Annotated in this window: 10 protein-coding genes, 1 pseudogene and 1 riboswitch; of the genes and pseudogenes, 6 read left to right on the plus strand and 5 right to left on the minus strand. The window is 67.2% G+C overall.

Features of this window, described 5'->3' with window-relative positions; genetic code table 11:
* Positions 1-133: 133 nt before the first annotated feature.
* On the minus strand, positions 134-481 hold the full coding sequence (locus APS40_RS05430; protein WP_055046087.1) for a hypothetical protein: 348 nt from the start codon (positions 479-481) through the stop codon (positions 134-136).
* On the opposite strand from APS40_RS05430, the gene APS40_RS05435 reads away from it, so the two are divergent.
* Entirely contained in the window at positions 480-1,499 is a 1,020-nt protein-coding gene (locus tag APS40_RS05435) for an RluA family pseudouridine synthase (RefSeq protein WP_055046088.1), read from the plus strand. The two genes, APS40_RS05430 and APS40_RS05435, sit on opposite strands and share 2 nt — an antisense overlap.
* Before the next feature lie 351 nt (positions 1,500-1,850).
* Complete coding sequence (gene rpoH / locus APS40_RS05440; protein ID WP_055046089.1) at positions 1,851-2,738, plus strand: RNA polymerase sigma factor RpoH; 888 nt, start codon at positions 1,851-1,853, stop codon at positions 2,736-2,738.
* Between the two features lie 326 nt (positions 2,739-3,064).
* Here rpoH and blaOXA read toward each other — a convergent pair.
* Positions 3,065-3,841: pseudogene (gene blaOXA, locus APS40_RS05445) on the minus strand (class D beta-lactamase); the annotation flags it as partial.
* A gap of 211 nt (positions 3,842-4,052) precedes the next feature.
* Positions 4,053-4,703, minus strand: a complete 651-nt coding sequence (locus tag APS40_RS05450; RefSeq protein ID WP_055046090.1) for a thiamine diphosphokinase — start codon at positions 4,701-4,703, stop codon at positions 4,053-4,055.
* Between the two features lie 74 nt (positions 4,704-4,777).
* A riboswitch (TPP riboswitch) is annotated at positions 4,778-4,875 on the plus strand.
* 66 nt (positions 4,876-4,941) lie between these two features.
* On the opposite strand from APS40_RS05450, the gene thiB reads away from it, so the two are divergent.
* Genes thiB through APS40_RS05465 form a run of 3 tightly spaced genes read left to right on the plus strand, consistent with a single transcriptional unit; the run spans position 4,942 to position 8,144 of the window.
* Positions 4,942-5,934, plus strand: coding sequence for a thiamine ABC transporter substrate binding subunit (gene thiB, locus APS40_RS05455; protein WP_055046091.1), 993 nt, complete (start codon positions 4,942-4,944; stop codon positions 5,932-5,934).
* Entirely contained in the window at positions 5,909-7,525 is a 1,617-nt protein-coding gene (locus APS40_RS05460) for a hypothetical protein (RefSeq protein ID WP_055046092.1), read from the plus strand. The genes thiB and APS40_RS05460 overlap by 26 nt, the downstream gene beginning before the upstream one ends.
* Positions 7,512-8,144, plus strand: a complete 633-nt coding sequence (locus APS40_RS05465) for an ATP-binding cassette domain-containing protein (protein WP_055046093.1) — start codon at positions 7,512-7,514, stop codon at positions 8,142-8,144. Before APS40_RS05460 ends, APS40_RS05465 begins: the two co-directional genes overlap by 14 nt.
* 106 nt (positions 8,145-8,250) lie before the next feature.
* Here APS40_RS05465 and APS40_RS05470 read toward each other — a convergent pair whose 3' ends face one another.
* The gene (locus APS40_RS05470; RefSeq protein WP_197279444.1) at positions 8,251-9,231 is read right to left on the minus strand and encodes an IS30 family transposase; all 981 of its coding nucleotides are present in this window, start codon (positions 9,229-9,231) and stop codon (positions 8,251-8,253) included.
* 206 nt (positions 9,232-9,437) lie between these two features.
* Between APS40_RS05470 and APS40_RS05475 the strand changes: the two genes are divergently transcribed.
* Positions 9,438-9,974, plus strand: coding sequence for a DapH/DapD/GlmU-related protein (locus tag APS40_RS05475; RefSeq protein ID WP_055046095.1), 537 nt, complete (start codon positions 9,438-9,440; stop codon positions 9,972-9,974).
* A 271-nt stretch (positions 9,975-10,245) separates the two neighbouring features.
* Here APS40_RS05475 and APS40_RS05480 read toward each other — a convergent pair whose 3' ends face one another.
* Positions 10,246-12,387, minus strand: a complete 2,142-nt coding sequence (locus tag APS40_RS05480) for a hypothetical protein (RefSeq protein WP_156342841.1) — start codon at positions 12,385-12,387, stop codon at positions 10,246-10,248.
* Between the last annotated feature and the right edge of the window lie 7 nt (positions 12,388-12,394).

Here is a 12,394-nt window from a genome sequence, read left to right on the forward strand (position 1 = left end):
AATACTGGCTCCTGCCCAATCCGCCCACTATCAGTGCGTGGGGCTCCCCCTCCACCGGCTTCGCCGGTCCCCCTCCCCCGCAAGCGGGAGAGGTCCGCCGACTGCCGGCTCCACAACAATCTGCAGACCAGCTTTACTCGCTGACCACCGGCACTTCGCGGATCATCTCGCCCGACTTGCCGTCGAAGATGCGCACGCTGGTGATCGGCCCGAGGCGGTAAGTGACGGTCACCCGCCCGTCCGCCGCCACTGCCGAAACCACCTCGCCACCGGCCGGGATCTTCAGGGCCGCGATCACGTAGTCGCCCCCTTTGCCTTCGCTCAGCGATGCGCGGTAGACAAGTGCGCCGCCGATGGCGATAAGGCCCACCACCAGTAGCCCCATCGACACCATGAAGGATTTTCGCGCCCGGGCCAGTACGGCCTTGGCTTCCGGTGTCAGTTCCGGGGTGGTTTCGGGTTTGTCTTGGGGATCGCTCATGCAGCATATTTCCGGCGAGGAACAGGAGTGGCAATTGCTGGTCGATGCCGCCGACGCCGGCAGCCGGCTGGATGCCGCACTCGCCCGTGCCGTACCGGTCTTCTCGCGCAACCGGATCAAGGACCTGATACTGGCCGGAAGCGTTGCGATCAATGGGCGAGCTGTCACGGAGCCCAAATACAAGCTGCGTGATGGTGACGAGGTCACCCTTGTCGCCCCCGAGCCGGTCGATGCCGAACCGACCCCCGAGAACATTCCGCTCGACATCCTTTATGAGGACGACCAGTTGATCGTCATCAACAAGCCGGTCGGCATGGTGGTGCATCCGGCGCCCGGGAACTACCAGGGCACGTTGGTGAACGCCCTGCTCTACCATTGCGGCGATAGCCTCAAGGGCATCGGCGGGGTCAAGCGGCCGGGGATCGTGCACCGGCTCGACAAGGATACCTCGGGCGTCATGGTCGCAGCCAAGACCGAGCAGGCACACAACCACCTTGCCGCGCAGTTCGCCGACCATGGCCGCACCGGGCCCCTGCACCGCGCCTACCTCGCTTACTGCTGGGGTCGCACCCAGCAGGCCTCCGGCACGGTGGAGGCGCCGCTCGGCCGCGACCCCGCCAACCGGCTGAAGCAGGCGGTGCGCCAGGATGGCCGCGAGGCCATCACCCATTACTGGGTCGAGGCCCGCTTCGGCGACGATGGCTGGGACATCACCCGGATCCGGTGCGAGCTCGAAACCGGCCGTACCCACCAGATCCGCGTCCACATGGCCCATCTCGGCCACCCGCTGGTCGCCGACATGGTCTACGGCTCGGGCTTCGCCACCAAGATCAACCGGCTGCCCGACGCCGCCAGGGCCGCCGTCGTGGCGCTGGGCCGCCAGGCGCTGCACGCCGCCGAGCTTGGTTTCGAGCACCCGGTGACCGGCGAAGAAATGCAGTTCGAAGCGCCGGTGCCGCCGGATCTGGAAGCGCTCGAAGCGGCGATCGAACCCTTCGACCGGGCGTTTGCGCGGTAGATCGCTATCGGGAGGCACAGTTCCGCCACCCACTCGGTGTCATCACCGCGAAAGCGGGGACCCCCGTTTTGCGATCTCGCGGGTGGCACCAAAACAGAGGTTCCCGCTGTCGCGGGAATGACCTGGTGGCTGCAGGCGAGACCGGCTGCGCCCTCACTACGCGTCGTCGGCGTTACATTCCCACTCGCAAGGTTCACGCAACCTTACGGGTCTACCAACGTTCTCATGCAGGGTCGGTGGGTCTTATCAAGACCGATTTTCGACCTATATACTTCTGACAGTCAGCCGTGTGCCGGACTGGACACGGCTGCGTATCTGCCCGTGACGACGGGGGAAAGACGAGGGTGCATCATGGCCCAGACCAATCTGCCAATTCTTTCGGCTGAGGGTGGACTCAGCCGCTATCTCCAGGAAATCCGCAAGTTTCCGATGCTGGAGCCTGACGAGGAATATATGCTCGCCAAGCGCTACAAGGAGCATCAGGATCCGGGCGCAGCCCAGAAGCTGATCACCTCGCACCTGAGGCTCGTGGCCAAGATCGCCATGGGCTATCGCGGCTATGGCCTGCCCATCTCCGAGGTGATCTCGGAAGGCAATGTCGGCCTGATGCATGCGGTGAAGCGCTTCGAGCCCGAAAAGGGCTTCCGCCTCGCGACTTACGCGATGTGGTGGATCCGCGCCGCCATTCAGGAATACGTGCTGCGCTCGTGGTCGCTGGTCAAGATCGGCACCACCGCGGCGCAGAAGCGGCTGTTCTTCAACCTGCGCAAGATCAAGGGGCAGATCGCCGCCCTCGACGACGGCAACCTCCACCCCGACCAGATCAAGCAGATCGCCAACACGCTGCACGTCACCGAAAGCGACGTGGTGTCGATGAACCAGCGCCTGTCGGGCGATGCCTCGCTCAACGCGCCGATGCGCGCCGACGAGGGCACCTCCGAGTGGCAGGACTGGCTGGTCGACGATACGCCGGACCAGGAAACCACCCTGGGCGAGACCGAGGAGTTTTCCGAGCGCATGGGCCTGCTCACCAATGCGATGAGCGACCTCAACGAGCGCGAAAAGGCGATCTTCCAGGCCCGGCGCCTGCGCGACGAGCCGGCGACGCTCGAAGAGCTGGCGCAGGAATACAATGTCAGCCGCGAGCGTATCCGGCAGATCGAGGTCCGCGCCTTCGAGAAGGTGCAGGAGGCCGTCCAGAAGGCCGCCCACGCCAAGGCACGCGAAGCCAGCCTCTAGCCCGCACGATCGATGCATGAGAAAGGGCCGCCCGGTGGGCGGCCCTTTTCATTTCTGGGTCGATGTCGCCCGGGACGCTCCGGCTCAAGCGCCCCCTCTCCCTTGGGGGAGAGGGTCGGGGTGAGGGGGCCTTGCCGCACACGCGGGTCGTGGGGAAGGCCCCCTCAACCGGCCCTGCGGGCCGACCTCTCCCCCAAGGGAGAGGTGCGCCGACTGCCTGCTATGACGCCCTACCCGTTCTGCGGCGGGCCGATCACCGGCACCACGGCCGGACGGGGTTGCCGGCCCCAGGCGAACTCGCCCTTGCCCCATTTGGCGAAGCGCGCCAGCAGGGCATCGCGGGCCCGCATCCCGGCCGGCCCGGAGGTCTTCTTGGTCTCGCGGATCAGGTAGGCGAAGGCGAGCCGCTCGCCGTCGCGCTCGGCCCAGCCGACGAACCAGCCGGTCTGCCGGCGCGAGTTGAACGTGCCGTCGGCATTGCGCTCGTAGTAGGTGCCGGTCTTGCCCGAGACGCTCCACTTGCCGGCCCTGAAGCTCGGCATGATTGCCACCACCGCCGCCTGTGCCGCCGCCGAAGCCGGCAGTTCTCCCGCCAGCATCCGCCGCACGAAACGCACCTGCTCTGCCGGCGTGATCAGCAGCGACGAGTTGATCCACGAGCGCGTGAGGCCGTTGTCCTTGCCGGGATCGCCGGAAACGTCGGCATTGCCGTAGTCGAAATCGGCGACATATTTGCCGAACCGCTCGGCGCCCAGCTGGGCCACCAGCACCCGCGAATACCACAACACGGAATCGCGCAGCCAGGTGGTCGGCGTGGTGGTGACGCGCCAGTCCGGCCGGTCCGCCTTGTATTCAGTCTGGTATGGCCAGGCAGGCTCGTCCGCGCCGGTGAGGATGCCGGCGTCGAACCCCATCACCGCCAGCGTCATCTTGAAGGTCGAGGCCGGCGAGGTCGGCGTGTCACAACCGCCGCCCTCCTGCAGCCGCACCGCGCCGCTCCCCGCATCGACGATCAGTGTACAAACGACTTCAGCACGGCTCGCCGACACCGCGGCAAGGCTCAGCAGCAAAGCTGCAAACAATATTTTCACGAATGGCCCCAGGCTCTTAAAGCCGCGACATGTACCGCGGATTCGGGCGGAATTTCGCCGAAGCCGGGGGTTTCGACCGATAGGGAGGGCCCCACCCGGCCTCCCCCATAAAGGGGGAGGTGAAGGGTCGAGCTTGTGGCGCGATCGTGCCAAACGCACCGCCGGGGCACCTCCCCCTTTATGGGGGAGGATGGGAGGGGGCCGTCTGCTTCGGTCGGCCTCGTCAGCGTTTCTCCAGCAGCAGCTTGGCGATCAGCTCCGCCAGATACTTCCGCGGCAGGATCAGCAGATATGGCGCATGCACGCCCTCTTCCGGCACGATCCTGAACGGCCCGGTCAGCGCTTCGTTCGACGTCCCCGTCCGCACCCCGGGCGCCAGCTTCACCGCATCGAGCGGATACTTCAGCCCCTCCGAGCGCCAGAACGTCACCGGCGCCAGCGGATGGATCGAAACGCGCTCGCCCGGATCGACCGTGAACGAAAAAGCCCTGGTCAGTGGCAGCGCCACGTCCTCTTCGTCCACCAGCACGATCTTGCGTTTCTGCGCATACTTGGTCACCGCATCGAGCGCGGCGAGCGTGTGGTCGAAGCGCCGCCCGGTCATCCCGAGCGCCACCGTCACGGGCGCGCGGGTCGAGTAGAGCGCCTTCTCGAAATCGGTGGTTTCCTGCTCGCCGATCTGCATCAGCCGGGTCTTGCCCAACCAGGAATGCGGGTTCTTCAGCGAATCGAAATCGCCGATGATCAGCTCGGGTTTGAGGCCGGCCTCGACGATCTGGTCGGCGCCGCCATCGGCGCCCACGAGGTGCCCGCCCGAGGCATAGAGCTCGCGCAGGAGGTCGAAATCGACCGTCCCGCCGCCAACGATGACCATGAGGTCGTCAAAGACCGCAACGGAAGTCTGGGGGGCACGCGCTTGCACGGAGGGAAAACTCTGTCTATCTGTCAGCTGTCTCGCTGGGGTGTTCCGGATGTTCCGGAGCTGAGAGTTACCCATTGAACCTGAACCAGGTCATGCTGGCGGAGGAAGTTCGAGATGGCAAGGGCGCGCACGCGTCCGATCCATTGACGTCCCCTTCATTCACATGGCCGCAACCGAAGGGAACGATTACATGCGCTCGTTCGCACGCTTCGCGTTGGCGGCAGTCTTCTGCGCCACCGCCCTGCCTGTCCTCGCCGAGGACAAGCCCACGCTCACTATCTACACCTATGACAGCTTCGCCGCTGAATGGGGCCCCGGCCCGGCGCTGAAGGCCGGGTTCGAGAAGACCTGCGGCTGCACGGTAGAGTTCACCACCTCCGAGGACGCCATCTCGACGCTGCGCAAGGTGCAGCTCGAGGGCGCCGCGACCAAGGCCGACCTGGTCGTCGGCCTCGACACCGCCACCTCCGGCGAAGCCCGGGCCACCGGGCTGTTCGCACCGCATGGGCTGACCCTCGAGGGTCTGTCCCTGCCGTGGACCGACGCCGAGTTCGTGCCGTTCGACTATGGCTACTTCGCCTTCGTCTACAACAAGGAGAAGACGCCGAACCCGCCGACCTCGTTCGAGGAGCTCATTGCGCTGCCCGCGAGCTTCAAGATCGTCATCGAGGATCCGCGCTCGTCGACGCCCGGACTCGGCAATGTCCTGTGGGTGCAGTCGGCCTATGGGGAGCGCGCCCCCGAAATCTGGAAGGGCCTGAAGCCGCATGTCCTCACCATGACGCGTGGCTGGTCGGAGGCCTATGGCCTGTTCCTCGACGGCCAGGCCGACATGGTGCTGAGCTACACCACCTCGCCTGCCTATCACGCGGTCGCCGAGAAGGACGACAAATACGCCTATGCGCCGTTCACCGAAGGCTTCGTTGCGCAGGTCGAGGTCGCGGGGCTGCTGAAGACCGCCAAACAGGCAGAGCTCGGCAAGGCCTTCCTCGCCTATCTCGTTACTCCCGAGGCGCAGAAGGTGATCCCGACCACCAACTGGATGTATCCGGTGATCGATATCGGCGATGCCCTGCCGGCCGCCTTCGGCAAGCCTCCCGAGAAGGTGCTGCCGGTCGACGAAGCCGAGCTTGCCGCCAATGGCCGGACCTGGGTGGATGCTGCTCTCGCCGCGCTCCAGTAGCCTGGTGCTGCCGCACCGGCCGTTCCGGCTGCTCGCCGGGGCGGCCATTGCAGCGGCCATCGCGGCGCTGGTGGCGCTGGTGCTGCTGGCCATCCTCGCGACCGCGGCGGGCGAGCCGTCGCGGCAATCGAGCGTCGACGTCTGGCACCTCGTCGTCATGACCAGCATTCAGGCGGGCCTCACCACCATCCTGTCGCTGCTGGTCGGCACGGCGCTCGCCTGGGCGCTGAACCGGCTGCGCTTTCCCGGCCGCGATCTGGTGGTCGGGCTGTTCGCCTCGGCCATCGTCACCCCCGGGCTGATCGTCGCCTTCGGGCTGCTGGCCGTCTGGGGGCGCGCTGGCTGGGTCAACCAAGCGGCGCTCGGCCTCACCGGGCACCCCCTGGAGGTGCCGCTGTTCGGCCTCGGCGGCATCCTCGCCGCCCATGTCATCCTCGATGCCTCCTTTGCCGCCCGCATCCTCCTCGCGCGGCTCGACGCCATCCCCGAAAAGCGCCTGAAGACCGGCCAGAGCCTTGGGCTCGGGGCCTGGCAGCGCTTCGCCGTGATCGACTGGCCGATGCTGCGCACCAGCCTGCCGGGCCTCGCCGCCATCATCTTCCTCCTCGCCTTCACCAGTTTCCCGATCGTGCTGCTGCTCGGCGGCGGCCCGGCCAACCAGACGCTGGAAGTGGCGATCTACGCCGCCGTGCGGCTCGATTTCGACCTCCGCGGCGCCGTCACCCTGGCGCTGGTGCAGATCGGCATCTGTTCGGCCGTCATCCTCGCTGCTTCCGCCTTCGCCCCCATCTCCGCCAGCACCGGCGGCTCGACCCCACCGCGCTGGCGCGATGGCCCGGCGGCGCGGCTCGCGCAATGGACCGTGCTGGTGTTCGGCATTGTCGGCTTCGCGCTGCCGCTGCTCGCCATACTTATCGACGGCATCGGCCCCGGCATCGCCGATGTGGCGAGCCGCGAGAGCTTCTGGAAAGCGCTCGGCACCAGCCTGGCGCTGGGTTCAGGGTCCGCCATGCTGACGCTGCTGCTGGCGCTTGGCATTGGCATGGGGCGCGCCGCCTCGGACCGCCCTGTCTTGCGCATCGGCATCGGCGCGCCGGCCTATGCCTATCTCGCGGTGCCCGCCGTGGTGCTGTCGCTGGGCGCATTCCTCCTGGTGCGCAATGCCGGGGTGCTGCCCGAAACCGCGGGGCCGGTGGTGGTGCTGCTCGCCAATGCCCTGCTGTCGCTGCCGTTCGCCCTCGCCACGCTGGCGCCGCCGCTCGATGCCATCGCCGAAAAGCGGGGCCGGCTGATCCGCTCGCTCGGCCTCGGCGGCTGGCGCCAGTTCACGGCGGTCGAATGGCCGCTGATCGGCCGCGAGGCGGGCGTGGTGCTGGCGCTGAGCTTCTGCTTCTCGCTGGGCGACCTGGGCGTCATCGCGCTGTTCGGCACCGAGGATTTCGCCACCCTGCCGCTGCTGATGTACCGGGCGCTCGGCGCCTATCGCAGCAATGACGCCGCAACCATCGCCGCGCTGATGCTGCTGATCACCATCGCCGCCTTCGTGCTGCTGCCGAAGCTCATTGGAAAGCTCACCGATGCTCATCGCTGAACATTTGCGCTTCGCCCATCCCGGCGCCACCAGGCAGTTCGACCTGAGCTTCGTGGCAAAACCCGGGGAAGTCACGGCCGTCAGCGGCCAGTCCGGCGCCGGCAAATCGACCCTGCTCGATCTGGTCGCCGGCTTCCTGTCGCCGCGAAGCGGCAGCCTGACGCTGGATGGCCGCGATCTGCTGCCGCTGCCGCCGGAGCAGCGCCCGATTTCCATCCTGTTCCAGTCCGAGACGCTGTTCGAGCACCTGAGCGCTTACCAGAACCTCGAGCTCGGGCTGCCGCGCGGCACCACCGGGCGGGCATCGAAGATCGAGGCGGCGCTCGGCGAAGTCGGCCTCCCCGGCGTGCTGAGGCAACGCGCCGATACCCTGTCGGGCGGCGAGAAGCAGCGGGTCGCCCTCGCCCGCACCCTGCTGCGCGACCGGCCGGTGCTGCTGCTCGACGAACCGTTCTCGGCGCTCGACGACGACACCCGCGCCACCATCCGCACGCTGGTGAAATCGCTGACCGAGCGGCACGGCTGGATCACCATGCTGGTGAGTCACCATGTCGACGACGTCGAAGCGCTGGCGGCGCGCCGCTACCAGCTGCGCGACGGCCTGCTGTTCGAGGGCTGAGCAACTGCTCGATCGGCTACAGGAATCGCTGCAGCCGATCCGATGGGCTGGGCCTCCGTATCCGCCTCCAACTCGATGTCATCCCAGCGAAAGCTGGGAGGTGGATTCACATTTCAAGTGCAACAGGCGTTTTGAGAAGACCTCGGCTGGGGTTTTGAAGCCGAGGCATTTGCGTGGCGTATTGTTGAGGCGGTTGGCGAGTTCCCTGCAGGTGCTCGTCAGAGAAGCTGCCGGGATCGGTTCCTCGCGGGATGTAGCGGCGCAACCGGCCATTGGTGTTTTCGACGCCGCCCTTCTGCCAGGGACTATGGGGATCGCAGAAGTAGGTATCGATGCCGCCCGGGTTGAGCTGATGATGCTCGAAGAACTCGGTGCCGTTGTCCTGGGTGAGGGAGCGGCGCATTTGCGACGGCAGGGCACCGAACCAGCACTTGATGCGGTCGACGACGAGCTGGGCATGCTTGCTTGGCTGCTTGCCGAGCAGGATGAAGCGGGTGCTGCGCTCCTGAACCACCAGGATGGCGGCGCCGGATTTGCGCGGATGCAGCAGGTCGGCCTCCCAGTGCCCGCACTGACGACGGTTGTTGACGTGCGCCGGCCGGCAATCGATCGAGACGCGGTCCTTGATATGCTCCATGGGGCGGTGCGGCCGGCGGCGCCAGCCACGCTTGCTCTTGGCTTGCGGCAGATAGTGGCGCCACTCGTAGCGGTTGGTGCGCCGGATCTGGGCATAGATGAAACGATAGATGCTCTCATGGCTGATGCGCATGCTAGAGTTGCCCTGCGTCAGCCGTCCTGAGATCTGTTCGGGCGACCATCCCATTGCAAGGCGGTCCAGCACGAACTGGCGTAGGACCGGCTGACGCGCCAGCCGGCTGCCCCGCCAGCGCCGCGCCCGGGCCTGCTCGTCGGCATAGGCCGGCTTGTAGCCCACTTGCACACCGCTGTTGCGATTCAGCTCCCGACTGATCGTCGATGTCGGGCGATCCAAACGCGTAGCGATTTTCCCGAGCGAATGCCCCTCTGCTCGAAGACAGGCAATCGCACTTCTCTCGTCCAGCGAGAGCTGCTCATAATAGGTTCCCATTGCAACATGACCTTAGCAGGCTGTTGCACTTCGTTTGTGAGTCTAACGGACCCATGCATCCACTTGCGCTGTGGCGAGTTGGGTCCCAGCTTTCGCTGGGATGACAGCCGGTGGGTGAGGCGATGTAGTGCTTCAACTCTTCACCGCGATGCTCAAGCACGCCAGACCCGGGCTACACTCGCCCTCCGATTCACCCGGAGCCCGCCATGACCGAGGCCAATCCCGCCCGCTCCGCCGAGGGGCGGCAGATGTTCGAGAACCTCAGGCGCGCCGTGCGGCTCAGCGCCCGGCTCAGCGAGATCGGCTTCGACGACCTCGAAGGGCTGCGCGCTGCCTTCAGCGAACTGATCGGCAAACCACTGGACAAGCGGTTCATGCTCATCCCGCCCTTCTCCACCGATTGCGGCCTCAACACCACCATCGGCAGCAACGTCTTCATCAACCAGGGCTGCCACTTCATGGACATGGGCGGCATCAGCATCGGCGATGACGTGATGATCGGACCGAAGGTGAACCTGGTCTCGGCGGGCCACCCGACCGATCCGTGTGAACGCCGCAACGGCATCGTCAAGAAGCCGATCACCATCGGCAACAATGTCTGGATCGGCGCGGCAGCGACGATCCTCCCCGGTGTCACCATCGGCGACAACGCCGTGGTGGCGGCGGGAGCGGTGGTGAGCCGGGATGTGCCGGCCAACACCATTGCCGCGGGCGTCCCGGCACGGGTGCTGAAGCGGCTGTAAGTTGAGCTGCGACTGCGCCACAGCGTCCCCTCGCCCCTCTGGGGAGAGGGCCAGGGTGAGGGGCAGCCAAGCACACCGGGTGAGCGGCCGCCGCCAGAATAGTTCACTGCTGCCTCGGCGCGCTTGGCGCCCTCACCCCGCGGTAAGGCCTGCGGCCTTGCCGCCCCCCTCTCCCCAGAGGAGGGGGCGCTGGGGCACCGGCGGCGCTTCACTGCAAAAGCAAAACGCCCGGACCTCAGTCCGGGCGCTATGCAAGTTCCGTATCAGCCGATCAGTTCGCCTGCGCGGCGACCGACTTGGTCCATTCGCCGACCACCTCGGTGAACATCTTCTCGGCCTCGGCATCCTTTTCCAGCGTGATGATCGCTCGCTTGCCGGTGGCATAGATCAGCGCCAGGTCTATCCATTTGCGCGAGATCAGCAGGCTGCTGTTGGCGGTGATGTCGGCCGGCGAGGCGCTGAGCGCGAACAGGAACGAGTTGCCCACCACCCTCGCCGAAGCGCCGACCAGCGGCGTGCCCTGCACCAGCTCTTCGTTCTTCAGCAGCACGCCGGGGAGGCCGGCGATCGAGCCGCCGATGAAGCTGTCGGTCACGCGGAAATTGACTTCCATCAGATGGCTGGCCGGCAGGCTGGCATCGGAGTTCTTGCGGATCAGCACGTCGACGGCGAGGTTGCGCGCCGGGATATTGGCCTTGCCGATCAGTGTCGGCAGGCCCATTTCGTCGGTGCCTTTGCTCCATTCGACCGTGCCCGAGAACGGCACGGCGCCAGTAGTGCCGCTGTCCGAAGCTTCGAGCAGCAGCGACTGGCTGCCGGCAAGGCCGGCCGGGTCGACCGCAGCCGCTGCCTGCGCCGCATCGGCCGCCGGCGTCTGCTGGTCGGTGGTGAGGCGCTCTTCAGGCGCCGGCGGGACCAGGCGGCTCAACGCCGCCGGCGCTTCCGCCGTATCGGCGCCGAGGCGATCCTCGGTGGCCAGCACGGCGGCCGGTGCATCGTTTTCGGCCGGGGTGGCGGTATTGCCGGGACCGGTCGCAGGTGTGTCGCTGGTCGTCGTTGCGGCGGGCGTTGCCGTCGCCTGCTGGGTGGTGGTCGGGCCCCGCCCGAACATCTGGTCGAGGTCGATGAAGCCCTCGCGCCAGGCCCAGAAACCGGCGCCGCCGGCGCCGACCAGCAGCACCGCGAATACGATCAGGAAAATTGTCACCGCGCCGAGGCCGCGACGTTCGTCTTCGGCGCGGGCCCGCGGGAAGCTCGGCTCCGCATCGCGCGGCTTCCTGCCGCGCGGCTCGCGCGCGTCACGGGCGAAGGCGCTGGCCTTGGCCGCCTTGCCTTCGCGCTGCGGCCGCGCATCGGCTTTCAGCATGGCAGGCGCAAAACCGTTCTGCCGCGGCTGCTCGTCGGCCTCGTCGTCCTCGAAGGCGCGGTAGGGCACCCCGTTGCCGATCGGCTCTTCGAACTCGGTGTCGCCACGGGCTTCCCGGTCGAGCGTCGCGATGGCGCGATCGATGGCGACCTGCGGATCGGCCGGCGCTTCCACCTCGACCTCGCGGACGGCCGACATGGCGGCAGCAATCGGCGGTTCGCTGAACAGGGCGACGGGTTCGGAAATCTGGCGGGCAGTGGCCTGGCCGTTGCGGCCCGCCGCCTCGAGGCGAGGCGCGCTCAGCTCGCGCCGCGGCTCGAGCACCGGACCACGGGCGGCGCCGGCGATCGGCGCACCGAACGCGGCATTGCCGGTCCGACTCTTGGCGGCCTCGGCGCGCGCCACGATCGAGGGCAGCGGCGAACGGGCAGCGGGCGATTTCGCCGGGATCGGCGAACGGGCCGGCATCTGCGGCGGCAGCTCGGCGCCGTCGTCCTCATCTTCGTCGGACGGCACCGGCGCGGCGAGCTGCGCCGGCTGGCGCTGCGTCGAGGGCACCAGCTTGGGGACCGGTTTGCCCATCGGCTTGGCGTCGGGACGGACGATCGAGCGCGAGCGGTCCGAACCCTCGGTCTGCTCGGCATTGGCGGCGGCAATGATCTCTTCGATCGAGCCACCCGGCGGCAAAGGCTTGGGCGGCTCCTTGCCGTTCTGCTGCACGGGCTTCGCCACCGGCTTGGCGACGGCGGCCGGAGCCTTCTTGGCCGGCGGCTCGAAATAGACCGGCGGGGGCGGCGGATTGTCTTCCTTGCCCGATCCCAGTCCGGCGATCACCGCCTCGCTGGCTTCCTGCTCGACCTGGCGGATGCAATCTTCGAGCTGCAGGCGGTGTGCGGTGATGTCGCGGGCGGCCAGCGGCGGATTGATGGCGCGCAACTGACCCACGAGGGCGGCGCGCGCCTTCTCGTAGACCGCGCGTCGCGCAGCGCCGTTATTCTCCGGCAGAGCCTCTACCGCCCTACGTAACAGCTCTTTGTAGTCCGCCATCGGCTAA

It is taken from the genome of Devosia sp. A16 (genome assembly GCF_001402915.1).
In the GTDB taxonomy this organism is placed as follows: domain Bacteria; phylum Pseudomonadota; class Alphaproteobacteria; order Rhizobiales; family Devosiaceae; genus Devosia_A.